The sequence below is a fragment of the Nocardia sp. KT25-26 genome (assembly GCF_056627695.1).
This window is the reverse complement of the sequence record NZ_CM152813.1, coordinates 1,197,904-1,220,475: the sequence shown is the minus strand read 5'-3', so window position 1 is coordinate 1,220,475 and position 22,572 is coordinate 1,197,904. Positions and strand designations below refer to the sequence as shown.

Sequence of the window (22,572 nt, the reverse complement as noted above, 5' to 3'; positions counted from 1 at the left end):
CCGGCGGTGTGCCGGCGAGTTCATTCGGGTACCCGGACCGAGGAACTGCGGGTGGCTGCAACGGCAGCAGCGGCCGCGGCCAGCGCACTGTTGATGGCGATCTCGCCGCGCATCCCCGGCGCCGCCACCATGTCCCCCGCCAGATAGATCCCGTCGCCCCGATGCACGGCGGGGCGATCCCGCCAGGTGCGGCCGGGCAGGTCCAGCGCCCCGGTCCGGCCCTTGGCGGTGGCGGTGCGTTCGAAGGTGGTGCGTTCGGCGCGACCGGGAAGTACCTGGTCGGCGAACCGGGCGAGCCGCTGCTGCGCCTGTTTCGGTGATTCACCGGAGCGGACCGGCAGCTGCAGCTGGTACAGCGATTCACCGGTCGGCGCGATCGAATCGTCCTGCATCGAGTACGACTCGTGGAAGCCGCCCTCGTCCGCGTCGAAGACCAGCGTCCGGTCGGCGCGGTGCGAGCGTACGGCGATATCGAGCAGGACGCAGTGACCGGATTCGCCGTGCAGGCTGTCGTCCCCGAGCAGCTTCCGGGCGGATGCGAGTTCGGTCGCCACGATCACCGGCCCGTCCTCCGGCAGGACGTCCACCCGGGAACCGGTGGCCACGGTGACCCCGAGTTCGGCAGCGCGAGCGGCCATCCGGTCGACGACCTGCTGCCAGCCGCCGCGTACCCACCGCACCGCGGGCACCCGCGGGCCCAGGACCCGCTGGAACAGTTCCCAGACGAACGCGGCCGACAACCGACCGGTGTCGGCGTCGTAGGTGGTGACGCTGATCATGTTGGCCACCCGCTCCGCGGTGCGCGGCCCGAACCGGTCCGTGGCCCAGCTGCGGAAGTCCTGGTCCACCGGCGGTTTCAGCCACGCGCTCGCCTGCGCCCGGAGCACCCCGGCGGGCGGTGTCCGGCACAGCCGGCCGTCCACACGGAACGCCGCCTTGCCGGCCGCTACCGGCCCGGGCCAACCCAGCCCGGCGACGAAGCCGCGCTTGCGGAGCCAGGTGTAGTGCGGGCCGTCGGCGTAGAAGACGTGCGCACCTTCGTGTGCGACATGGGGCGGGGCGGTGGCCCGGCCGCGGCCACCGAGGTCCCGATGCGCCTCGTGCAACTGCACCGTGGCACCGGCTTCCGCGCAGGCGATGGCCGCCGTGAGCCCGGCGAGCCCGCCACCGATCACCGTGATTCGGGTGTTCATCTGATTCCTCCCTGTTTCGGCCGGCCGGTGCGCCGACCGGCCGCTATCCGGACGGTCCGGTGCCGGGACGTTCCGGCGCGCGCCAGCCGAGCCGCGCCGCCGTCAATTCGGCAACCGAACGGAAGTAGTGGTCGAGATCGATATCGGCCGGATGGTCACCGTGGAAGGTGTCGCTGATCAGCCAGTAGTGCGCGATCGCAGCGACCAGGACCGCCGCCGCACCCCGCCAATCCTGGTCGGCACCGCCGGGTCCGGCGAGTTCGGTGAGCGCCCGGGTGACGACACCCATCACCACCGCGTATTCCTCGCGGCGGAAGACATCGAGGAGTTCGGCCGGGACAGTGCTGTCGCGCAACAGGATCCGGTTCACGTCCCGGTCGTGTTCCATCCGTTCGAAGCCGATCCGGCACAGCACGACCAGCTGATCGAGCAGATCGTCCCCCGCGAGCTGCAGCAGGGGCGCCATGGCGAACCCGGGTTCCAGGAACGCCGCCCAGTCGCCGCGGTCGGTGAGCCGCCATTCGACCGCGGCGACCAGCAGTGCGTTCTTCGACCGGAAGTGCCGGTACAGCGCCCCCGATCCGCCCGACAGCCCGGCCGCCTGCTCGATCTGCGCGACCGAGGTCGCCGCGAATCCCTGCACGCCGAACAAGCGGAGCGCCTCGATCATGATCCGCTCACGCGTCGACCGACCGGCGGGATCCATCACATCCTCCGTCGAGTAAGTAAGTGGTTACTTACACCGAGTAAACGGCATCGAGTCCGCCGCGGCAAGAGGTTTCCGAAAATCTGCGGCAATGGCCATCGACGGATTGCCGGCGGCGGCCCCCGGCAGCAGGCCCCCGGCAGCAGTGCGCCGTCGAGCAGGTAGCGGCCGGGTGGCCGCAGAACCGGAGCCCTGGCTAGCATCTTCGGGTGGCCAGAACGCTCGACGGTGGTACCGAGGAACGCATCCTCGAGGTCGTCTCCGACCTCCTGGAATCCGAGGGATACGACGGCGTCCAGCTACGGGTGGTGGCCCGCCGCGCCAAAGTCTCACTGGCCACGGTGTACAAGACCTTCCACACCCGCGACGAACTGATCCTGACCGCCGTCGAGAAGTGGATGGCCCGCAATGTGTACGCCGATATGCCGCCGGCACCATCCGGGGAGACCTTCCCCGAGGGCCTGATGCGCCTGCTGCGCTACATCTTCGGGCCCTGGGATGCGAACCCGCATATGTGCGAGGCGTATGTGCGGGCCCGATCCGGACCGGCCGGGCACCGCCTGGACGCCCAGGGCGTCGAGGCAATCCTGCCCGCCGCCACCGAACTGTTCGCCGACCTCGACCCGGACTACACCGCAGATGTGGCCTTCGCCCTGACGAACCTGACCTACGGCCTGCTGCATCGCATCGCCGACAAGTCGATCGCCGTCGGTGACGTGCTACCCGCCCTGGAGCGGTTCGTCGCCCGGCTCACCGGGGACAACCGCCCCTCTCTGCACCGCACCCCCAGTGGCGGCACCGAACCGTTCGAAATCGATCCGGCATTACTGAGCCCCTACGGCCCGCCCCCGGCCGGATAGCCCGTTCCCACCACAAAGTAACCGTGTTACTGTGCCGTGACTCGCGGACAGTGACACAGGACACCACCGCGCAGCGCAGCAACCGGAATTCCTGTCGGCAGATCGCCGATGGAGAGGTGAACATGACTCAGCAATCGTGGCTGTCCCGCTCGAGCCGCGCGGCCCGTGACATCGCCCTGGCCCTCGCCGTGGCCTGCACCGCGACCGTCACCGGGGTCGCGGTGAGCGCCCCGGAGGCAGCCGCCGCCCCGGTCGACGACTTCTACGCGCCGCCACCACAACTCCCCGGCGAGCCGGGCGCGATCGTCGACTCCCGGCCGTTCGATCTGCTGGCCGCACCGCCCACCGAGAACGGGTGGCCGGTCGCCGCCCGGCAGGTCATGTACACCTCGAAGCGACAGGACGGCTCCCCCGTCGCGGTGACCGGCACCTTCATCGACGCCGCCGGCCCCTGGCAGGGCCCCGGACCGCGGCCCACCGTGGTCATCGCACCCGGCACCTCCGGACAGGGCGATCAATGCGCGATGTCGAAGGCGTTCGCCACCGGCCTGGTCGGCTACCTGGACCCGGAACCGGGCATCTCCGCCAATCAGGAACTGAACTCCTCGGCGGTCTGGTCCGCGCTCGGCGCCCGGGTGCTGGTCACCGACTACATCGGGCTCGGCACCCCGGGTATCCACACCTATGTCAACCGGATCGAGAGCGGGCACGCCGTCCTCGACGCCGCGCGCGCCGCGCACCGGCTCGCCGACGCCGGCACCGACACGCCCGTCGTCCTGTGGGGCTATTCGCAGGGTGGCGGCGCGGTCGCGGCGGCCGCCGAGATGCAGCCCGACTACGCACCGGAACTGAACCTGAAGGGCGGCTGGGCGGGCGCGCCCATTGCCGACCTGGCCGACACCCTCGCAACCGTCGACGGTTCGCTCATCGGCGGTGTGGTCGGATACGTCGTGAACGGACTGCAGGACCGCTACCCCGAACTGCAGCCGGTCCTCGACCGGGTCTCCGGGCCGGAGGGCCGGGCCCTGCTCGGCGAGCTGCGCAACACCTGCATCGCCGACATCATCCTGCGGCACCCGTTCCTGCGGACCTCCGCGTTCACCGCCGACGACCGCTCGCTGTCCGAACACCTGAATTCGATCCCGGAGATCGCACCGATCCTGGCCGAGCACCGCATCGGGACCAGCGCCCCGGGCGCGCCCGTGCTCATCACCAGCGGCCGGCACGACGATACGGTCCCCTACGGCCAGGCCCGGCAGCTCGCCGAGGACTGGTGCGCACACGGCGCGACGGTCACCTTCCGCACCAACGAACTGCCGCCGATCCTGGCCGGAGCGACGCTGCCGAACCATTTCGGACCGCAGCTCATCGACGGATTCGGTCCGGACAACGCGGTCGAATACCTGCTCGACCGGCTCGCCGACCGGCCGGTCGGCGGCTGCACCATCGACTGACGACGGCGCGTGGCCGGCGAACTACGACATCCCGATCGACAGGGCGATTCCGTCCAGGATGTCGTGTTCGCTGACCACGAGCTCGGTGATCCCGGCCCGCCGGGCCAGCTCGTCGGCCAGCACCTCGGTGATCACGGCTCCGCCACCGATCACATCCACCCGGCCCGGGTGCATCGGGCCGAGCGCAGCGCGCTGGTCGTGATCCATCGCGATCAGCCGGTCGCACACCTGGTGCACCCGATCCAGCCCCAACCTGGTCAGATGCACCCGTGCGGCGTCGTATTCGGGGAGATCGAGGGCCACCGCGGCGAGGGTGGTCATGGTGCCGGCCACTCCGACCCAGGTGTGCGCACCGTCGACCGGCACCCGGCCGAACGCCTCGTCCAGCCGTTCGGCAGCGAACTCCCGGGCCGCCCGCACCTCGTCGGCGCTGGGCGGATTGCCGGCCAGGCACCGCTCGGTGATCCGGACGCAGCCGATATCCGCCGAATAGGCCGCATGCACACCGCCGCCGTCACCGACCACCAGCTCGGTGGAGCCGCCGCCGAGATCGACCACGACGAACGGCCCGGCATCGCCGGACAGTTCACCGACCGCGCCGGCGAACGACAGTCGGGCCTCCTCGTCGCCGGTGATCACCTCGGCCACCGCGCCCGGCATCACCGGACCCAGCACCTCCCGCGTCATGGCGAAGAACTCGTCCCGATTCGCCGCATCACGGGTCGCCGAGGTCGCGACCATCCGGACCCGGTGCACCTCGTTGTCCAGCATCAGCGCCGCATAGTCGGTCAGCGCCGCCCGGGTGCGTTCGATGGCTTCCGGCGCCAGCCGGCCGGTGGCGTCGACCCCCTGGCCCAAGCGCACGATCCGCATCTCCCGATGCACATCGGTCAACGCGCCGCCGGCACCGACCTTGGCGATCAACAGGCGGATCGAGTTGGTGCCGCAATCCACGGCCGCGATCCGCGCGCCTGCCTCGACGGTGCTCACTGCGGGGCCTCCTGCTCGGTCTCGGGCGCGTACACCGGCCAGTCCGCCGGGATCGCCGTACCGCGCAAACCGGCCGCCGCGGCCAGTGCCACCGCCTCGTCCCCGAGCGGGTTCACGCCCGGCCCCTTGGCCAGGGCGTGCGCGATCAGCACGTGCAGGCATTTCACCCGGTCCGGCATGCCGCCGCCGCTGAAGTCGGTACCGAGAGATTCGATGGCGTCCCGCTCGGCCAGATAGCCCTCGTGTGCGGCGCGGTAGCGAGCGGCCAATTCCGTATCGGCGGCCAGCCGTTCGGTCATGCCCCGCATCACCCCGGCCGACTCGAGTCGGCTCGCCTCAGCGGTCAGCCGCGGATCGGTGAGGTAGTACAGGGTCGGGAACGGGGTGCCGTCCGGCAGCCGCGGTGCCGTCTTGACCACGGCCGGCACCCCATCCGGCGTCCGGTAGGCGATGGCCAGGACGCCGCGTGGAGTCCTGCCCAGCTGCTCGGCGATGATCTCCAGATCGCGCGGTGTCGGGTCGGTCACCTGGTTCCTTCCGGTGCGGGCGGGGCCGCCGGGAGCGAGCCCGCGGGTTCGTTCGGATCGGCCCGTTCCCCGGCCGGATCGGCGATGCTGCGCCAGACCTCGGTGTACCAGGGGTCGGGGTCCTTCGGGCGCGGAGTGATCCGCGGCGGCGCCGGCGCCTCGATCCCGGGGACCTGCACGATGTACGGGGTCTCGCCGGGCATCACCAGCCGCAACCGGTCGCGCGCCTCGGAACGGATATAGGCCGGGTCCTGTTGCTGGGCGCGGCGTTCCCGCAAGATCTTCAGATCGGCTTCGAGCTGCTCCCGCTCGGCGGCCAGGGCGGCGGCTTCGGCGCGCTGGCCGAAATAGGTGCGCATCGGCACCGCCAGGGTGAGCCCGAGCGCGCACACCACCACGGCCAGGATCACCGCCTTCGGCGTGGACAGCCCCAGGACGGTGTGCTCGGCCCGGTCCCGGCGCCCCCGGGCAGCGGGCCGGGCGGTGCCGCCGGCCGGTTCGGGGCGACGACGCTGGGTGCGTTTCGCACCGGAGGGCCGGCCGGGGGCCTCCGGTGGGCCGGAACGCCGACGGGCCGAGCGGGGTGCGCGCCGGTCCGCCCGGCCGGCCGGGCTGGAACTCCGCGCACGCCGCTCACCCATCGCGTCTCACCCCTGTGTCGTATCCGCCTTCGGTCAGCCTTCGAACGTGAAGCGCGGGAAGGCGACGTCACCGGCGTAGCGGGCCGAATCGCCGAGGGCGTCCTCGATCCGCAGCAGCTGGTTGTACTTGGCGACCCGCTCGCTGCGCGCCGGGGCGCCGGTCTTGATCTGGCCGCTGCCGACCGCGACCGCGAGATCGGCGATCGTGGTGTCCTCGGTCTCGCCGGACCGGTGCGACATCATCGTCTTGTAGCCGTTGCGGTGGGCCAGGTCGACGGCATCCAGGGTCTCGGTCAGGGTGCCGATCTGGTTGACCTTCACCAGCAGCGCGTTCGCGGCGCCCTTGGCGATGCCCTCTTCCAGGCGCTCCGGGTTGGTGACGAACAGGTCGTCGCCGACCAGCTGCACCTTGTCGCCGATGGCGTCGGTCAGCGCGACCCAGCCGTCCCAGTCGTCCTCGGACAGCGGGTCCTCGATGGAGACCAGCGGGTAGGAACCCAGCAGATCGGCGTAGAACTTGCCCATCTCCTCGGCCGTGCGCACGCTGCCCTCGAACCGGTACCCCTTACCGGAGCTGAAGAACTCGGTGGCGGCGACGTCCAGGGCCAGCGCGATATCGGTGCCCAGCTTGTAACCGGACTTCTCGACAGCGGCCACGATCACGTCCAGGGCCTCCCGGGTGCCCCCGGCCAGATCGGGGGCGAAACCGCCTTCGTCACCCAGACCGGTGGACAGGCCGCGGCTCTTCAGCTCGGACTTCAGCGCGTGATACACCTCGGCACCCCAGCGCAGCGACTCCCGGAAGGTCGGCGCACCGAGCGGGGCGATCATGAACTCCTGGACATCGACGCTGGTGTCGGCGTGCGCACCACCGTTGAGGATGTTCATCATCGGCACCGGCAGCACATGGGCGTTCGGGCCGCCCAGGTAGCGGAACAGCTCCAGACCGGAGGATTCGGCCGCCGCGCGCGCCACCGCCAGCGAGACGCCCAGCAGCGCGTTGCCACCCAGACGGGACTTGTCCGGGGTGCCGTCCAGATCCAGCAGCACCTGGTCGACGGTGCGCTGCTCGACGGCGTCCAGGCCGATCACGGCCGGGGCGATCTCGTCGAGCACGCCCTCCACGGCCTTCTGCACACCCTTGCCGCCGTAGCGTTCGCCGCCGTCACGCAACTCGACGGCCTCGTGCTCACCGGTCGACGCACCGGAGGGCACATCGGCGCGGGTCAGGGTGCCGTCGTCGAGAGCGATCTCGACCTCGACAGTGGGGTTGCCACGAGAATCCAGGATCTCGCGAGCTCCGACCTGTTCGATGATGGCCACGAAAACGACTCCTTCGACTGCGGGCACGGTAGGTCTCACGGGGGTCCCGTGCAGGGCGAGCCTATCGCCTCGGCGGCGCAGGCAGTAACCGGCACTCCGCGGGCGGCCCGCCTCGATTCTGCTGCCGCGACCCAGCGGCGCCGCGCGGCGGCGGACCACCCGGGGCCTGCCGCACGCAGCCGGGGCGCCGCGGCCGGCTCAAGTGCGCACGCCGATGCTGTAGGCGGCTGCTCGGTAGCGAACCTCCCGCAGATAGCCGCCCGACTCGTTATAGGCGAACAGGGCCTGCTGCCACCCGGCCGGGGAGGTGAGGTCGCCACCACGGTCACACAGATAGCGGGCGGCGGTCAGGGCGGCGTCGTCGATGCTGTGCGGGTCGAGGACCCCGTCCCCGTTGGCATCGACCGCCCAGCGCTGCCAGGTCTCCGGAATGAACTGCATCGGCCCGACGGCGCGATCGTATTCGGTATCGCCGTCCAGGGCCCCGCCGTCGGTGTCGCGGATGAGCGCATTGCCGCCGGTGCCGTCCAGCGGCACCCCGATGATCGGCGGGTGTACCGCGCCGCCGGGGGCGACGGTGGCGCCACGGTAGGTGCCGTGCGCACTTTCCACGCTGCCGATCCCGGCGAGCGTGGTCCAGGCCAGCCCGCAGTCGGGCCGGGCCCGGGTCATCACCGCGGCGGCATATCCGTAGGCCTCCATCGCGGTCGCCGGGATTCCGAGCGCGGCCGATTGCTCCCCGGCCCAACCGGACAGTTGCGCGGCGGTCCGGCCCGGCGCGTCGATATCGATCGGGGGCACCGGGGCACCGGCGCCGGGTGGCAGGTCGTCGGGGATGTCGGGGCCGCCACCACACCCGGCGAGCAACACCGCCGCCGAGAGCGCGACCGCGGCCGCGGCGGTCTTGTTCGCATTCACCCCCTCCATCATCCAGATCCGGCGGCGGCCCGGGGGCCCACGCGTCACCGTCACGAAACGAACTCACTACAGTGATGCCTGTTCGCTATTCCGGAGCAGTTCCTTAGGTTAGCCTTGCTTAAGCGGAGGAAACCGGCTACCTTCGCTCATCGAATCGTCACCGACCCGCTTTTCGATCCGACGCGAAGAAGGGACTCCGTGGTGAAAAGCGTTCCTGCCGAACGTACAACGTTTCACCTGGACCAGATCGAACGCCGCACCCTCAGCACCACCGCACAGGCCGTCCTACAGGAGGCGACCCGGGAGATCGCGGCCACCGTCTGGACTCGATGGGGTGATGCACATCGCATCACCACCACACTCACCCATCCGCCGTTACTGGAGTTGATCGACCACACGGTCACCGAGCTGCCCAGCGAACTCCGGGCGGCCGTGCGACCACCACAGACCGCCGCCGGCGCGGCGATTATCAGCGGTATTCCGTTGCACGACAACGACTTGGGACCGACGCCGGAGAACTGGCAGGCCGCCGCCCGGCACACCCGCCCCGGCGCCCTGCGGCTGGACATCACGATGCTGCTGCTCGCCCGGGCCGCCGGGGAGCCGTTCGGCTGGGCCGGCCAGCAGGACGGGCGCCTGGTGAACAACATCGTGCCCGCGGCCGGACACGAGCACGAACAGTCCGGTGCCAGCAGCTCCACGTTGCTGAGCCCGCACACCGAGGACGCCTTCCATCCGGACCGCGCGCATCTGCTGATGCTGGGCTGCCTGCGCAATCCGGATCGGATCGCCACCACGGTAGCCTCGGTGCGCGAAATCGATCTCACCGCAGCGGAACTCGAGCTGCTGCAACGCGCCGAACTGCCGATCCTGCCCGATGTGTCCTACGGCGATACCCACGAACACCGCGGCGCACCGGCGGTACCCGCCCTCTGGGTCCGCGAGACCGGCCCGGACGCAGGCGAACTCACCCTCCGCTACGACCCGGCCTACACCCCGCTCGACGATGCCGCCCCCGACTACCGCGCCGCCTACGCGCGGCTCGGTGCAGAACTCGACCGGGTGCATCGCGAGCCCGCCCTCGCCCCCGGCGAGCTGCTGTTGGTCGACAACGATGTCGTCGTGCACGGCCGCGTCCCGTTCCGCGCCCGCTACGACGGCACGGATCGCTGGCTGGAACGAGTCAACATCCGGCTACCCGAACGCCACCGCCGCGCCGACGAGGCGACCGAGAATGGCTACGGGCAACACGTGATCGCGCCGTTCCGTCCGGCAGCCGTTCCCGGAACCGGCGAAGGCGGCGGCGCATGATCGCGGGCGGCCCCGGGCGGGCGCCGACCGGCGCTCCCCAGCCGGCGACAGGGCGGGAAGCATCTGATGATCGAGGATCCGTTGAACTTTCGTGACAGGACCGTCGGGCTGCGGGTACTCAGCCGAAGCGATATCGCGGGTGTCCCGATCACCCCGGCCGATGTGGTGCGCGCCGTGGAAGAGGCGTATCTGGCCTTCGCCGCGGGTGATTCGGACAATCCCCGCAAGCTCAGCGTCGCGCACCCGGAAGGCTGGTCGGTGTCGTACGCGATGCTCGGCCGCGACGGGCGCCGCCGGGTGGTGGCGATGAAGACCTCCTACAAGTTCGATCCGGGTCACGATCGCAGCACCAAGCGGTACTACACGACCATCACGCTCTACGACGACACCACCGGGATGCCGATCGCGATGATGGACTGCTCCCGGGTCGGTGCGCTGCGCACCCCGGCGGTATCGGCACTACTGGTCCGGGAGACGATGCGCCGCGGCGCCGAGAGCGTGCTGCTGATCGGCACCGGCACCCAGGGCCGCAACGCCCTGCCGCATCTACTGGCAGCGAATCCGCAGCTGCGCAAGCTGATGGTGTACGGAACCCATCCGGAAGGGCTGGAAGCGGTCGGCCGCCACCTGGCCGAACATCATCCGCATGCGCTGCTCGATATCGTCGAGGACCCCTACGCGGCCGCCGCGGGGGCCGATATCGTGCTCGCCACCGCGGGTCCCGGCACCGAAGTTGCATTGGAGGCCGAACATCTCGCCCCCGGCTCGACGGTCGTGCTGGTGGGTTACGGGCTGGCACCTTCCTGCCTCACCGAGGCGGATCGGGTCATCGCCACCAGCGCCCAGCAGATGGCGCTCACCGGAACCGATATGGCCGGTCCCGACGGCACCCTCCGGTCCGTCGACGCGGAACTGCCGCAGGTGCTGACCCGGCTGGCGCCCGGCCGCCGGACCGACGAGGAACGGATCTTCGTCTACAACAGCGGCATCGTGCTGACCGATATCGCCGTCGCGCATGCCCTCGCCGAACGCGCCATCGCGGAAGGGCGGGGAACCGAGGTGCCACTGTGGGACTGACCGCCACTGCAGGAATGAACGCTGCTGCAGGAATCGACACCGTCACGGCACCGGCGGCACCGGCGCTGCCCGCCCGCACCGACCCGTGGGAGCAGCGCCTGCTCGCCGACCCGCACCTGCTGGGTGAGCTCGCCGCGGCCGTCGGCGGCCCGTTCCATGTGATGTTCCCGGAGCGGGTGACCGCGAATGCCCGTGCCTTCCGCCGGGTGTTCGCCGATACCGGCGTGCCGGGCACGGTCTACTACGGCAAGAAGGCGAACAAGGCCGCCTGCGTGGTCCGCGCATGTACCGAGGCCGGGGTGGGGGTGGACGTCGCCAGTGTCGGCGAGCTGCGGTCCGCGCTGGGGCACGGCACCCGCGGTACCGAACTGATGGTCACCGGGCCCGCGAAATCCGATGACCTGCTCTGGCTGGCCGCCCGGCACGACGCCCTGATCGCGGTGGATGCCCTCGACGAGCTGGACCGGCTGCTCGCCACCGGGCAACCGGCCCGGGTCCTGCTGCGGGTACTGCCGGACGGTTCCGCCAGCCGATTCGGCCTGACCGGCGCCGAACAGGCCGAAGCGATCCGGGCCCTCGCTCCCGACGGGCCGATCCGGCTGTGTGGGTTCAGCTTCCACCTGTCCGGCTACGAGGCCACCGAACGCGCCGACCAGGCCCGGTCGGTGCTGCCCCGATTCCACCGCGCCCGCGAAGCCGGGCACGACGCCGAGATCCTGTCCATCGGTGGCGGCTTCGGGGTCGACTACGTCGACGCCGCCGACTGGGCACGGTTCCGGGAGTCGGTCGACGATCGCTGGTTCCACGGGGGTCCGGCGCCCGCCGGGTTCTACCCGTACCACTTCCCGGAACCGGGGGCCGCCATGCTCGCCGCGGTGCTGGCGCACGGCGGCCTCGGCGCCGAGCTGCGCGAACACGGCATCCGGATCGCCGTCGAGCCCGGCCGGGCCCTGCTCGACCGGGCCGGTAGCTCGGTGTTCCGGGTCCAGGGCCGCAAGACCAGGCAGGCGGACGACGGAGCGTACGACATCCTGACTGTCGACGGCACCAGCCTGAGCCTGTCCGAACAGTGGTTCGACAGCGAGTATCTGCCGGACCCGGTGCTGTGGCCGATGCGCGACCCGGAACCGGACGAGCCGGTGCTCCCGGCCTGCGTCGGCGCGGCCAGCTGCCTGGAATCGGACCTGCTCAGCCGCCGCCGCATCCGGTTGCCCCGCCGGGCCCGGCCCGGCGATCTGCTCGTCTACCCGAACACCGCCGGCTACCAGATGGACTCCAACGAATCCGCCTTACACGAACTGCCGATCCCGCCGAAGATCGTGCTGCACCACACCGGCGATCGGCTGCACTGGCGCCACGACCCCCGCTGACACCCCATCACATACGGAGGAACCGACCCATGCCGCTCGTGACGCGCGTGACCGACCTGATCGGCCGCACGCCGTTGTTCGAACTCGCCGCCACCGAGGGTGGCACCCGGCTGCTGCTGAAGCTCGAACAGTTCAACCCGACCGGGGCCGCCAAGATCAGAATGGCCCGATCGATGGTCGACGATGCGGAGCGTCGTGGTTTGCTGGGCGTTGGCGGGCATATCATCGAGTCGACATCCGGCAACACCGGGCTCGGCCTGGCGGTGGTGGCGGCCGAACGCGGCTACCGGTTCACCGCCGTGGTCGATCACCACGCCTGTAAGGACAAACTGCGCGCCATGCGAGCAATGGGTACCCACCTCGTCTTCGTCGCCGACGAGGGCGACGACGAACTGGCGACCTCGGCCCGGGAGGACCTGGCCGAGGCGATGGCGGCCGAACGCGACGACGCCTTCTTCACCGAACAGCACAACAACGACGCCAATGCGGTCGGCTACTACGCAGTCGCCGAAGAGTTGCTGGACGACCTGGGGCAGGTCGATATATTGCTGTCCGCGGTGGGTACCGGCGGTTCGTTGTTCGGCACCGCCACCCGATTGCGGCAACTCGGCCACGCCCCGCGGGTGATCGGGGTGGAACCGGTCGGTTCGATCGCCTTCGGTGGCCCCGGTGGGCCCTACTGGCAGTCCGGAACCGGCACCCCACCCGGCGCGACCATCGGTACCGCCGTCGACTATTCGCTGCTCGACGAGGGCGTGAAGGTCTCCGATGTGGATGCCTTCGCCACCGCCCGCGCGGTCGCCGCCGAACTGGGCCTGCTGATCGGCGGATCGGCCGGCGGATCGGTGCACAACGCATTAACCCGGCTGGAGGAGTTCCCGGCCGGTTCCACCATCGTCACCATCGTGTGCGACGGCGGCGAGAAATACCTCGACACCGTGTTCGACGACGACTGGATGGGAGCCCGCGACCTGCTCGACCCGGTCGCCGAGGCAGAGGTCGGCGCACTGCTCGGCCGCTACGCGCCGGCGGCCCGGCGCGATCACCTGGTCGGTGCGCCGTGAACCACGTATCAACGCCCGACCGAACCCGGGCTGCTGCGGCACCTCCACCAGCATCGATCCGCCGGGCGGGAACGGAGTGGCGCCGACCCTGTGCCACACGCCACACCGCGCTATTCGCACACAATCGACACCGTTTCCCCGATTCGGACGGCATCCGCACCGGTTGTGTGCGAATAGCGCAGGTTGCCGCCGCTACGCACGCTCCGGAGGAGGCGACGTGAGCCTGGCCGATTTCCGTACCGACGGACGCCGGCTCACGGCGTTGGCGACCCCGATCGCGCTCACCCAGCTGGCGCAGGTCGCCGTGTCCACCACGAATATCGCGCTGATGGGTTCCCTCGGTGTGCAGCAGGTGGCGGCCGGCGGGCTGGCACTGGTGTTGTTCAACCAGATCCGCACCATGTGCGTCGGCCTGATCACCGCGAGCGGCAACCAGGTGGCGGGTGCGGTGTCGGCGGCCGGGAAGCGCGGTGATCGCGCCGACGACGAGGTCCGCGATATCGTCCGGTCCAGTTTCGTCATTGCGACCGTCGCCGGGCTGCTCGGCGGGCTCGCCCTGATCGGGCTCGGCTGGTCGCTGCAATGGCTGGGGCAGGACGCCGGGGTGCTGGCCGACGCCCGGCCGATGATGATCGCGCTCGCCCCGGGGCTGCTGCCCTGCCTGTGGTTCCAGGTACTGCGGCAATACACCGTGGGAATGCAGCGACCGCAGGCCCTGCTGCTGGTCACCGTGGGTTCGGTTGCCTTGAACCTGCTGCTGGCACTGACCTTCATGCACGGCTGGGCGGGGCTGCCGGCCCTGGGCCTGACCGGTATCGGCGTGGCCACCTCACTGGTTTTCCTCATCACCTTCGCCGTGTTCTGGGTGATGGTCCGCCGCGATCAGCAGCTGAGCCGTACCCTGCCGCGGCGCCCCTGGCCCGCGCGGGTGTCGACGATGCGGGAGGAGCTGCGCCTCGGGCTGCCGATCGCGCTCACCTACGGTTCCGAGGCCGGGATGTTCTCGGTCCTCGCGCTGGTGATGGGCAGTTTCGGCCCGGCCGCGCTGGCCGCGCACAATGTCGTGTACCAGATCATCTACATCGTGTTCCAGGTCGCGATCGGCCTGTCGCACGGCTCTTCCATCCTGGTCAGCCACGCCATGGCCCGGCACGAGTTCAGCCATGCCAAGGCGGTGGCCTGGCTGGCGCTGCGGCAGGCCGCGGTGGTCGCGGCTGTCACCGGGGTGATCTATCTGGTGGCCCCGGATCCGGTGCTCAGCCCGTTCCTCGATCTCGGTGACGCCGACACCGTCGCCGTCGCGCACACCCTGCTGCTGATCGGCATCGTGCTGCAGTTCTTCGACGCCGCCCAGAACATCGGCACCGGCCTGCTGCGCGGCCTCAAGGAGACCCGGGCCGGGTTCCGGCTCTCGCTGGTCGGCTACTGGGGTGTGGGTCTACCGGCCGCGCTGCTGCTCGCCTTTCCGCTCGGGCTCGGTCCGGCCGGCGTGTGGTGGGGCCTCACCGCGGGTCTGGCCACCACCGCCGTGTTGATGTTGCGCAAGTTCTTCGGCCTGGTCGACCGAACGCGCGCCGACTACCGCGAGCCCGTGCCGGTGGGGCACGCGACCGGCACCGGATAGCCGGCCACCACCGATAATCGGACCATGTCCGAACCAGCCGATTCGCCGCCGTTCACCTATCCGGAGGTCGGGGCCACCCGCGGGGTGCCACCGGCCGGCTACCACCGGTTCCGGATGCGGCGGCGGATCGGCACCGGCCGCGCCTGTTTCGAACACGCCGGTGCCGAGATCCTGGCGTACCGGATGCAACGCGGCACCGGCATCTTCCGGACCGCGAGCAGCCCGACCGCCCGGCCCGGCACCCGGCTGGATGTCCGGCTCGGCATCGGACCGCTGGGGATCGACGCCCCCTGCCGGGTGGTGTATGTCCTGGACGAACCGAACCGCCGCGGCTTCGCCTACGGCACCCTGCCCGGCCACCCCGAGACCGGAGAAGAACTGTTCGCCGTCGAATACGACGAGGCCGACGGCGCCGTCTACGGCCTGGTGGCGGCCTTCTCGCGGAACCGGGCCTGGTACGCCCGCCTGGGCGGCCCGCTGGTCCGGCTGATCCAGCGCTGGTTCGCCGCCCGCTATCTCGCTACGCTGGTCGAGAAATCGGATAGGAGGGGGAAACCGATGACCGGTCTGCTGATCCTTGGCAGCCTGATCCTGCCGCTGCTCGTCTTCATCCTCATCGCCTACCTCCTGCGCCGCCGGATGCGCGAACGTCGCTTCGACGGCTTCGATTCGGTGCTCGGCAACGCGGGCTACCCCGGCGCCGAGCAGGTACGGCCGGAACCGGCGCCGATCGATTCGGTCCGGATCGAACTGAACGGACCCGATCCGACCGGCAGCGCCGGCACCCCGACCTGATCTGCCGAGCGCGATTCTTCGCCGCAGCACAGCCGCAGTAGCAGGTCGAATCCGGTCCCGAGCGAGCTCGAACCGGACAGCCTGCGACGACCTCCGAGGTGCCGAGTGGCGGGGCTCGGCGTGCACGGCACCGGCAGCAGTCCGCCCCCGCAGCAGACTGCGGGGGCGGAACGACCGCTGTCAGACGTTCACGCCGTAGTCGCGGGCGATGCCCGCCAGTCCGGAGGCGTAGCCCTGGCCGATGGCTCGGAACTTCCACTCACCGTTGTGCCGGTACAGCTCGCCGAAGACCATGGCGGTCTCGGTGGAGGCGTCCTCGGTGAGGTCGTAGCGGGCCAGTTCGCTGCCGGTGACCTGATCGACGACCCGGATGAAGGCGTTGCGAATCTGGCCGAAGGACTGGCCGCGGGCATCGGCATCGTGGATCGACACCGGGAAGAAGATGTTGGTGATCGACTGCGGCGTCGCCGACAGGTCGATATTGATCACCTCGTCGTCGCCGTCGCCCTCACCGGTGAGGTTGTCACCGGTGTGCTCGATGGTGCCCTCCGGCGAGCGCAGGTTGTTGTAGAAGACGAAGTGCTGGTCGGAGAGCACCTTCAGGTTCGGTCCGGTCGCCAGGGCGCTGGCGTCGAGGTCGTAGTCGGCACCGGTGGTGGTGCGCACATCCCAGCCGAGCCCGACCGCGACCTTGGTCAGATCGGGCGCCTGCTTCGACAGTGAGACGTTGCCGCCCTTGGCGAGCGTGATGGTCATATGTCCCCTTCCCTACCGGCGCGATCGGCGCCGATTCCGTGATTTTCAGTTCCGCTCCCGGGCCCACGACCGCAGGGTGTCCACCCGCGACCGCAATCCCTGCAGCTCGGTCTCGTCGAGCACGGTGCGCTCGATCCCGGCGGCCACCTCGAAGGCGCCCTGCCGATGGTCGTCGATCACGTCGACATCCACCTGCACCGCGGTGTAGTCGTCGGCGGTCGGCATGGTTTCGGCGACCACCTTCGCCCGGCCACGCGCACAGAGTGCCACGTTGCCGCCGCCCAGGATCAGCAGGGCGACCTCGGGCCGCTCCCGCAGCCGGGCCAGGGAGCCGCGATCGGACTTCAGGCTGATCAGGATGCGCCGGTCCCCCGCCCGCACCGGCCAGGACACCGGGATCGCATGCGGAGCCGGGTCGGTGGTCACCAGCACGGCGATCGTCTCCTGCGGCCAGTCGGGCAGGACATCCAGCTCGGGATGGGCATCGGTCTGAGCTGCCATCTGCGTCACCTCATCGATCGTCTGCACGACGAACCCGCACCTCGTGGGTGGGTCGTCCGGCGCGGCGGGCTGTGCCGCGCCCGCCTGCCAGTCTAGAACGAAGGTACGACGGCGATCGGGCTGTCACAGCGAATCCACAGGACACGGCACACCCGGGGATGCCGGAAATCGCCAGCGCGGGGCACTGTTCCGGCATTCCGGACAACGCTGCGGCCGTTCAGGAGGCCACCGTGATCGGCTCCGTCGCCGAACTATGGGCAGCCTGGCCTGATTCAACCGGCGGAAGTGCTCGGCCAGTACGCGCGCCAGTCCTCCGGCGCGAGTGCGTATCGGCCACCGCGGGCGCGTTCGGCGGCGTCCTCGGCGGCCCGCACGGCGCCCGCGAAATCCAGCACCGCACGCCGCAGCCGGTCCTCGGCACTGCCCGGACCGCCGAGCGTGACGGTGCGCAGGGCATCCGGAACCAGATCATCCGGCAGTCCAGCCCGGGCACTGCGTTCCCGGACCTTCTCCGCCAGCGCCAGTGCGGGCAGCGCGGTGGCGATGCCGTCGAGGCAGGAGCGGCGCGCCTTCTCCGCGGACTTGCGTTCCTCCCAGGCCCGCTCCTGCGCGGCGATCTTCTCCGCCACGGAAGCGCCCGGCGCCGAATCCGGTTCGGCCAGATGCGGACTCCGGTGCACCAGTTTGCGCACCAGCGCCGCGGCGACGTCGTCGACGGTGAATTCCCCGGCGGCTTCGGCGATCCGGGAATGGAACAGCACCTGCAGCAGCAGATCGCCCAGCTCCTCCCGGATCGTCTCGATATCGCGCTCCCCGATCGCGTCCAGGAGCTCGTAGGTCTCCTCGAGCAGGTAGGGGCGCAGCGATTCGTGGGTCTGGGTGGTCTCCCATCCGCCGAAATGCCACAGCCGGTCCATCACCTCGACGGCATCGGCGAGCCCGGCGGCGAGCACGGCCCGGGCCCGGTCCGGACCGGTGGCGGCAGCCGGGTCCATGCGATCCGATCCGGTACTCATCGGACCGCGGTGACCTCGGTCGGCACCGCCAGTTCCGCCGTGCCCTGCGGTTTGCCGTCCAGGGCCAGCAGCAGGTCGGCGACGTATTGCAGCAAAGGGACGTCCCGCAACCGCTCGGCCCCGACACTGTCGGTGATCCGCGGCAGCGGCAGCTGCACCAGGCCGCTGGCCGCCCGGTAGGTGGCACTGGGATAGATCCGCTTGAGCCGCAGCTGTTTCGAATCCGGCAAGGTCATCGGCGCGATCTTCAACGTGGTTCCGGTGACCGCGATCTCGGTGACCCCGTATTCGCGGGCCAGCAACCGCAGCTTCGCCACCGACACCAGCCGGCCCACCTCGACCGGCAGCTGGCCGTAGCGGTCGACGAGTTCCTCGACGACGGCGGCCAGACCGGTCTCGTCCGGGGCCGCGGCCAGTTTGCGGTAGGCCTCCAGCCGCAGCCGGTCGCTGGCGATGTAGTCCGGCGGGATGTGCGCATCCACCGGCAGGTCGATGCGCACCTCCTTGACCTCCTCGGTACTGATCGGCTTGCCGTCGGCGGCGGCCCGGTAGGCCTCGACCGCCTCGCCGACCAGCCGTACGTACAGGTCGAAGCCGACCCCGGCGACATGCCCGGACTGTTCGGCACCCAGCACATTGCCCGCGCCGCGGATCTCCAGGTCCTTCATCGCGACCGCCATCCCGGCACCCAGATCGGAGTTCTGCGCGATCGTCGCCAGCCGGTCGTAGGCGGTCTCGGTGAGCGGCTTCTCCGGCGGGTACAGGAAATAGGCGTACCCGCGCTCCCGGCTGCGGCCCACCCGCCCGCGCAGCTGGTGCAGCTGGGACAGGCCGAGCGTATCGGCGCGCTCGACCAGCAGGGTGTTGGCATTGGAGATGTCCAGGCCGGTCTCGATGATGGTGGTGCACACCAGCACATCGAATTCGCGCTGCCAGAAGCCCTGAACCGTGCGTTCCAGCTGATCCTCGTTCATCTGGCCGTGCGCGACGACCACCCGGGCCTCGGGTACCAGATCCCGGATCCGCTTGGCCGCCTTGTCGATCGACGACACCCGGTTGTGCACGTAGAACACCTGGCCGTCGCGCATCAGCTCGCGCCGGATCGCGGCGGTGACCTGTTTGTCGTTGTAAGCACCGACATAGGTGAGCACCGGATGGCGTTCCTCGGGCGGCGTCAGGATCGTCGACATCTCCCGGATACCGGCCAGGCTCATCTCCAGGGTGCGCGGGATCGGCGTCGCCGACATGGTCAGCACATCGACGTGCGTGCGCAACGCCTTGATGTGCTCCTTGTGCTCGACGCCGAAGCGCTGCTCCTCGTCGACGATCACCAGACCGAGGTTCTTCCAACGCACCCCGGTCTGCAGCAGCCGGTGGGTGCCGACGACGATATCGATCTCGCCCTCGGCCAGCCCGGCGAGGATCTCCTTGGACTCGGCGGGATCGGTGAACCGGGACAGGCCGCGCACCGTGACCGGGAAACCCGCCACCCGCTCGGTGAAGGTCTGCAGATGCTGCTGCGCCAGCAGGGTGGTCGGCACCAGCACCACCACCTGCTTGCCGTCCTGTACCGCCTTGAACGCCGCCCGGACCGCGATCTCGGTCTTGCCGTAGCCGACGTCGCCGCAGACCACCCGGTCCATCGGCACCGGCTTCTCCATATCGGCCTTGACGTCGGTGATCGCGGTCATCTGGTCGACGGTCTCGGTGAAGGCGAAGGCGTCCTCCATCTCCTGCTGCCACGGTGTGTCCGGGCCGAAGGCGTGGCCGGGCGCGGCCTGCCGGGCGGCATAGAGCTGCACCAGCTCCCCGGCGATCTCCCGGACCGCCTTGCGCGCCTTGCGTTTCGTGTTCGCCCAGTCGGAGCCGCCCAGTTTGGACAGGCTCGGCATCTCGCCGCCGACATAGCGGGACAGCTGATCGAGCGCATCCATCGGGACGAACAGCCGGTCGCCGGGCTGGCCACGCTTGCTCGGGGCGTATTCGATCACCAGATACTCGCGGCGGGCGCCGCCGACGGTGCGTTCGATCATCTCGACGAACTTGCCGATGCCGTGCTGATCGTGCACCACCATGTCACCGGCCCGCAGGGCCAGCGGGTCGACCTGATTGCGGCGTTTGGCCGGCAGCCGCTTGCCCTCGGACGGTGCGGTGACCCGGTTCCCGGTCAGATCGGACTCGGCGACCAGCACCAGGCCGGCATCGTCGAAGATCACGCCGTCGTGCAGCGAACCGCACAGTACGCCCACCACACCGGACTGCGGCTCGACACCGGGTTCCAGGGCGGCGGCGGGCACCTCGGCGTCGGCGAGCCGCTCCAGGGTGCGCTGCGCGGTACCGTGCCCGGTGACCACGATCGCGGCCCGGCCGCCGGTGCCGACATGGGCGCGCAGCGAGGCGAAGATGGTCGCCACCAGTTCCTCGGAACCGCGGGCAGTCGGACCGGCCTGCACCGGCAGGACCACCTCGGCGGGGTCGCCGGAACTCAGCGGGCTCAGCGTCCACCAGGGCAGCGCGCGCCGATCGGCGCTCGCCCGGATATCGGGCAGGCTCTGATATCCCGACGCCGCCAGGTCCAGGCCGTGCGCCCCCAGCGGTGCGGTACCGCCGAACGAGGCAGCGGTCCAGGACGCCTCCAGGAATTCCTCCCCGGTCCGCACCAGATCGGCCGCCCGGGTCCGGATCTTCTCCGGATCGCACAGCAGCATATGCGTGCCCTCCGGCAGCACCTCGGTGAGCAGGTTCAGCGCGCCGGGGGCCAGCACCGGCAGCAGCGCCTCCATACCCTCCACCGGAACCCCGCCGGCGATCTTGTCCAGCATCTCGACCAGCGCCGCATCCGCGGCATGGTCGGCGGCCGCCGCGGCGGCCCGTTCCCGCACCCGGTCGGTGAGCAGCAGCTCCCGGCAGGGCGGCGCGATCACGGTTCCGGCCGTCACATCGGCCAGCGACCGCTGATCGGCCACCGAGAACGCCCGCAGCTCGGTGATCTCGTCACCCCAGAATTCCACTCGCACCGGATGATCGGCGGTCGGCGGGAACAGATCCAGAATGCCGCCGCGGACCGCGAATTCACCGCGCTTGCCGACCATGTCGACCCGGGTGTAGGCGAACTCGGTGAGCCGGACCAGCAGCTGCTCGAAATCGTGTTCCCCGCCCTCGCGCAGCACGATCGGCTCGATATCACCCAGCCCCGCAGCCATCGGCTGCATCAGCGAACGCACGGTGGTCACCACCACCCGCAGCGGCGCCCCGAACACCGTGTCTTCGGGATGCGCCAGCCGGCGCAGCACCTGCAGCCGCCGCCCGACGGTGTCCGCACCGGGGGAGAGCCGCTCGTGCGGCAGCGTCTCCCAGGACGGGAACAGCGCCACCGTGCCACCCAGCATCTCGGTGAGCTCCACGGTCAGGTCATCGGCCTCGCGCCCGGTCGCGGTGACCACCACCACGGGCCGCTGCCGGGCCACGGTCTCGGCGACGAACGGCCGCACCGCACCCGGTGCCACCAGGTCTACCGAGGACTTGCCGACCAGATCGGCGACCGTACGCAGCGCGGCATCGGACGCAGCGGCCGCGGCCGGCCCCGCGAGGGGCAGACGGGGGGTGGACATGCACGACTCCTGAGCTCAGGGGGTTGGACGCCTGCATGCGCAGTCTAGGCCCGCGGCCCCACCCGGCTCACATCACATAGCGCCGCAGCCGCCGAGCAGCGAACTCGCGGAAGTACGGCAGCTTCTCCTCCGGCACGATCGCGGGGAGCAGGAAATGCCAGGCACGCTCCATCCGGACCGCCATCTGGTCGATCGACTCGGTACCGACCGCGACGATATGCACCCCGGAGGTCACTTCCTGCAGCAGCAGGCCGACCACGTCGGGGTCCAGATCGGGCAGCAGATCACCCTGGCCGATCGCCCGCTCGGCGAGCAGCCGGTAGGTATCGCCCCAGGTCTTGGCGATATTGTCGCCCTGCGCACCCCGATAGTCACCGATCTGGTGATTGAGCTTGAGCATTGCGCCCACCATCGGATCGTTCATCGACAGATCGGCGACGACGTAGGTGATCCCGATGCACGCCTCGAGCGCGGGCACCCGGGAATCGAAGAAGCCCTGGCAGGAGCCGACCAGGCGTTCGTTGCCCTGATCGACCACCGCGCGGGCGAGCTCCTCCTTCGACCCGAAGTGGAAATACAACGCGCCCTTGGTCACATTGGACTGCGCGATGATCTCGCTCAGGCTCGCGTTCGCATAGCCCAAGCGCAGAAAGACATCGGCAGCACCGGCAAGGACGGAATCGCGGGTGATCTCCGCGCGCGCTTGCCTAGCCATCAGATCCGCCTGTCATCCAAAAACCCAGCCATCCTGAAGTAGACCGACATCTCGAGTAGATCGACTTACCGCCCGGCAGCACCGTTGAAGGTTGGATGAACCGTACCACCAGGCCGTGCC

General features: G+C 70.1%; 20 protein-coding genes. 8 read left to right on the top strand and 12 right to left on the bottom strand.

Annotation, left to right across the window (positions count from 1 at the left end):
* Nucleotides 1-20 precede the first annotated feature (20 nt).
* Both AC1HFH_RS05480 and AC1HFH_RS05475 read right to left on the bottom strand, forming a co-directional pair.
* Nucleotides 21-1,193: an FAD-dependent oxidoreductase gene (locus AC1HFH_RS05480; protein WP_480246342.1), complete on the bottom strand. Its 1,173-nt coding sequence runs from the start codon at nucleotides 1,191-1,193 to the stop codon at nucleotides 21-23.
* A 43-nt stretch (nucleotides 1,194-1,236) separates the two neighbouring features.
* Nucleotides 1,237-1,899, bottom strand: a complete 663-nt coding sequence (locus AC1HFH_RS05475; RefSeq protein ID WP_480246341.1) for a TetR/AcrR family transcriptional regulator — start codon at nucleotides 1,897-1,899, stop codon at nucleotides 1,237-1,239.
* Nucleotides 1,900-2,108: 209 nt separating this feature from the next.
* Here AC1HFH_RS05475 and AC1HFH_RS05470 point away from each other — a divergent pair, with 209 nt between their 5' ends.
* Together AC1HFH_RS05470 and AC1HFH_RS05465 are read left to right on the top strand one after the other, a co-directional pair.
* On the top strand, nucleotides 2,109-2,759 hold the full coding sequence (locus AC1HFH_RS05470) for a TetR/AcrR family transcriptional regulator (RefSeq protein ID WP_480246340.1): 651 nt from the start codon (nucleotides 2,109-2,111) through the stop codon (nucleotides 2,757-2,759).
* Between the two features lie 122 nt (nucleotides 2,760-2,881).
* On the top strand, nucleotides 2,882-4,213 hold the full coding sequence (locus AC1HFH_RS05465; RefSeq protein WP_480246339.1) for an alpha/beta fold hydrolase: 1,332 nt from the start codon (nucleotides 2,882-2,884) through the stop codon (nucleotides 4,211-4,213).
* Between the two features lie 21 nt (nucleotides 4,214-4,234).
* Here AC1HFH_RS05465 and AC1HFH_RS05460 read toward each other — a convergent pair whose 3' ends face one another.
* The 5 genes from AC1HFH_RS05460 to AC1HFH_RS05440 form a co-directional block, all read right to left on the bottom strand.
* Nucleotides 4,235-5,203 carry a Ppx/GppA phosphatase family protein gene (locus AC1HFH_RS05460; protein WP_480246338.1) on the bottom strand — a complete coding sequence of 323 codons (969 nt, stop codon included), beginning with the start codon at nucleotides 5,201-5,203 and terminating at the stop codon, nucleotides 4,235-4,237.
* The gene (locus AC1HFH_RS05455) at nucleotides 5,200-5,730 is read right to left on the bottom strand and encodes a DUF501 domain-containing protein (RefSeq protein ID WP_480246337.1); all 531 of its coding nucleotides are present in this window, start codon (nucleotides 5,728-5,730) and stop codon (nucleotides 5,200-5,202) included. The genes AC1HFH_RS05460 and AC1HFH_RS05455 overlap by 4 nt, the downstream gene beginning before the upstream one ends.
* On the bottom strand, nucleotides 5,727-6,371 hold the full coding sequence (locus tag AC1HFH_RS05450; RefSeq protein WP_480246336.1) for an FtsB family cell division protein: 645 nt from the start codon (nucleotides 6,369-6,371) through the stop codon (nucleotides 5,727-5,729). The genes AC1HFH_RS05455 and AC1HFH_RS05450 overlap by 4 nt, the downstream gene beginning before the upstream one ends.
* 33 nt (nucleotides 6,372-6,404) lie before the next feature.
* On the bottom strand, nucleotides 6,405-7,694 hold the full coding sequence (eno, locus tag AC1HFH_RS05445) for a phosphopyruvate hydratase (protein ID WP_480246335.1): 1,290 nt from the start codon (nucleotides 7,692-7,694) through the stop codon (nucleotides 6,405-6,407).
* Nucleotides 7,695-7,892: 198 nt separating this feature from the next.
* The gene (locus AC1HFH_RS05440) at nucleotides 7,893-8,624 is read right to left on the bottom strand and encodes a lytic transglycosylase domain-containing protein (RefSeq protein ID WP_480247720.1); all 732 of its coding nucleotides are present in this window, start codon (nucleotides 8,622-8,624) and stop codon (nucleotides 7,893-7,895) included.
* Nucleotides 8,625-8,813: 189 nt separating this feature from the next.
* Between AC1HFH_RS05440 and AC1HFH_RS05435 the strand changes: the two genes are divergently transcribed.
* The 6 genes from AC1HFH_RS05435 to AC1HFH_RS05410 all read left to right on the top strand — a co-directional run bounded on the left by AC1HFH_RS05435 (nucleotide 8,814) and on the right by AC1HFH_RS05410 (nucleotide 15,853).
* Nucleotides 8,814-9,923, top strand: a complete 1,110-nt coding sequence (locus AC1HFH_RS05435; RefSeq protein ID WP_480246334.1) for a TauD/TfdA family dioxygenase — start codon at nucleotides 8,814-8,816, stop codon at nucleotides 9,921-9,923.
* A gap of 66 nt (nucleotides 9,924-9,989) precedes the next feature.
* The gene (locus AC1HFH_RS05430) at nucleotides 9,990-11,000 is read left to right on the top strand and encodes an ornithine cyclodeaminase family protein (protein WP_480246333.1); all 1,011 of its coding nucleotides are present in this window, start codon (nucleotides 9,990-9,992) and stop codon (nucleotides 10,998-11,000) included.
* Nucleotides 11,001-11,014: 14 nt separating this feature from the next.
* The gene (locus tag AC1HFH_RS05425) at nucleotides 11,015-12,370 is read left to right on the top strand and encodes an alanine racemase (RefSeq protein WP_480246332.1); all 1,356 of its coding nucleotides are present in this window, start codon (nucleotides 11,015-11,017) and stop codon (nucleotides 12,368-12,370) included.
* Between the two features lie 29 nt (nucleotides 12,371-12,399).
* A complete protein-coding gene (locus tag AC1HFH_RS05420) occupies nucleotides 12,400-13,434 on the top strand; it encodes a PLP-dependent cysteine synthase family protein (protein WP_480246331.1) in 1,035 nt (344 codons plus the stop codon).
* 217 nt (nucleotides 13,435-13,651) lie between these two features.
* A complete protein-coding gene (locus AC1HFH_RS05415; protein WP_480246330.1) occupies nucleotides 13,652-15,058 on the top strand; it encodes an MATE family efflux transporter in 1,407 nt (468 codons plus the stop codon).
* A 24-nt stretch (nucleotides 15,059-15,082) separates the two neighbouring features.
* Nucleotides 15,083-15,853 (top strand): DUF1990 family protein, encoded by a 771-nt coding sequence (locus AC1HFH_RS05410; RefSeq protein ID WP_480246329.1) that lies wholly within the window; start codon nucleotides 15,083-15,085, stop codon nucleotides 15,851-15,853.
* Nucleotides 15,854-16,033: 180 nt separating this feature from the next.
* Here the strand turns inward: AC1HFH_RS05410 and AC1HFH_RS05405 are convergent, their stop codons facing one another.
* From AC1HFH_RS05405 to AC1HFH_RS05385, 5 genes are all read right to left on the bottom strand, one after another.
* Nucleotides 16,034-16,609, bottom strand: coding sequence for a TerD family protein (locus tag AC1HFH_RS05405; RefSeq protein ID WP_480246328.1), 576 nt, complete (start codon nucleotides 16,607-16,609; stop codon nucleotides 16,034-16,036).
* Between the two features lie 45 nt (nucleotides 16,610-16,654).
* Nucleotides 16,655-17,110: a hypothetical protein gene (locus AC1HFH_RS05400; protein ID WP_480246327.1), complete on the bottom strand. Its 456-nt coding sequence runs from the start codon at nucleotides 17,108-17,110 to the stop codon at nucleotides 16,655-16,657.
* 272 nt (nucleotides 17,111-17,382) lie between these two features.
* Nucleotides 17,383-18,126: a nucleoside triphosphate pyrophosphohydrolase gene (locus AC1HFH_RS05395; protein ID WP_480246326.1), complete on the bottom strand. Its 744-nt coding sequence runs from the start codon at nucleotides 18,124-18,126 to the stop codon at nucleotides 17,383-17,385.
* The gene (mfd, locus tag AC1HFH_RS05390; protein WP_480246325.1) at nucleotides 18,123-21,737 is read right to left on the bottom strand and encodes a transcription-repair coupling factor; all 3,615 of its coding nucleotides are present in this window, start codon (nucleotides 21,735-21,737) and stop codon (nucleotides 18,123-18,125) included. The genes AC1HFH_RS05395 and mfd overlap by 4 nt, the downstream gene beginning before the upstream one ends.
* A gap of 67 nt (nucleotides 21,738-21,804) precedes the next feature.
* Nucleotides 21,805-22,452 (bottom strand): TetR family transcriptional regulator, encoded by a 648-nt coding sequence (locus AC1HFH_RS05385; RefSeq protein WP_480246324.1) that lies wholly within the window; start codon nucleotides 22,450-22,452, stop codon nucleotides 21,805-21,807.
* Between the last annotated feature and the right edge of the window lie 120 nt (nucleotides 22,453-22,572).

What these genes read in the sequence shown, in the direction of transcription:
- AC1HFH_RS05395 (WP_480246326.1), bottom strand. Translation starts at nt 18,126, where the DNA reads ATGAGTACCGGATCGGATCGCATGGACCCGGCTGCCGCCACCGGTCCG.
- mfd (WP_480246325.1), bottom strand. Translation starts at nt 21,737, where the DNA reads ATGTCCACCCCCCGTCTGCCCCTCGCGGGGCCGGCCGCGGCCGCTGCG.
- AC1HFH_RS05410 (WP_480246329.1), top strand. Translation starts at nt 15,083, where the DNA reads ATGTCCGAACCAGCCGATTCGCCGCCGTTCACCTATCCGGAGGTCGGG.
- AC1HFH_RS05465 (WP_480246339.1), top strand. Translation starts at nt 2,882, where the DNA reads ATGACTCAGCAATCGTGGCTGTCCCGCTCGAGCCGCGCGGCCCGTGAC.
- AC1HFH_RS05405 (WP_480246328.1), bottom strand. Translation starts at nt 16,609, where the DNA reads ATGACCATCACGCTCGCCAAGGGCGGCAACGTCTCACTGTCGAAGCAG.
- AC1HFH_RS05475 (WP_480246341.1), bottom strand. Translation starts at nt 1,899, where the DNA reads ATGGATCCCGCCGGTCGGTCGACGCGTGAGCGGATCATGATCGAGGCG.
- AC1HFH_RS05420 (WP_480246331.1), top strand. Translation starts at nt 12,400, where the DNA reads ATGCCGCTCGTGACGCGCGTGACCGACCTGATCGGCCGCACGCCGTTG.
- AC1HFH_RS05425 (WP_480246332.1), top strand. Translation starts at nt 11,015, where the DNA reads ATGAACGCTGCTGCAGGAATCGACACCGTCACGGCACCGGCGGCACCG.
- AC1HFH_RS05430 (WP_480246333.1), top strand. Translation starts at nt 9,990, where the DNA reads ATGATCGAGGATCCGTTGAACTTTCGTGACAGGACCGTCGGGCTGCGG.
- AC1HFH_RS05450 (WP_480246336.1), bottom strand. Translation starts at nt 6,371, where the DNA reads ATGGGTGAGCGGCGTGCGCGGAGTTCCAGCCCGGCCGGCCGGGCGGAC.
- AC1HFH_RS05480 (WP_480246342.1), bottom strand. Translation starts at nt 1,193, where the DNA reads ATGAACACCCGAATCACGGTGATCGGTGGCGGGCTCGCCGGGCTCACG.
- AC1HFH_RS05385 (WP_480246324.1), bottom strand. Translation starts at nt 22,452, where the DNA reads ATGGCTAGGCAAGCGCGCGCGGAGATCACCCGCGATTCCGTCCTTGCC.
- AC1HFH_RS05440 (WP_480247720.1), bottom strand. Translation starts at nt 8,624, where the DNA reads ATGATGGAGGGGGTGAATGCGAACAAGACCGCCGCGGCCGCGGTCGCG.
- AC1HFH_RS05400 (WP_480246327.1), bottom strand. Translation starts at nt 17,110, where the DNA reads ATGGCAGCTCAGACCGATGCCCATCCCGAGCTGGATGTCCTGCCCGAC.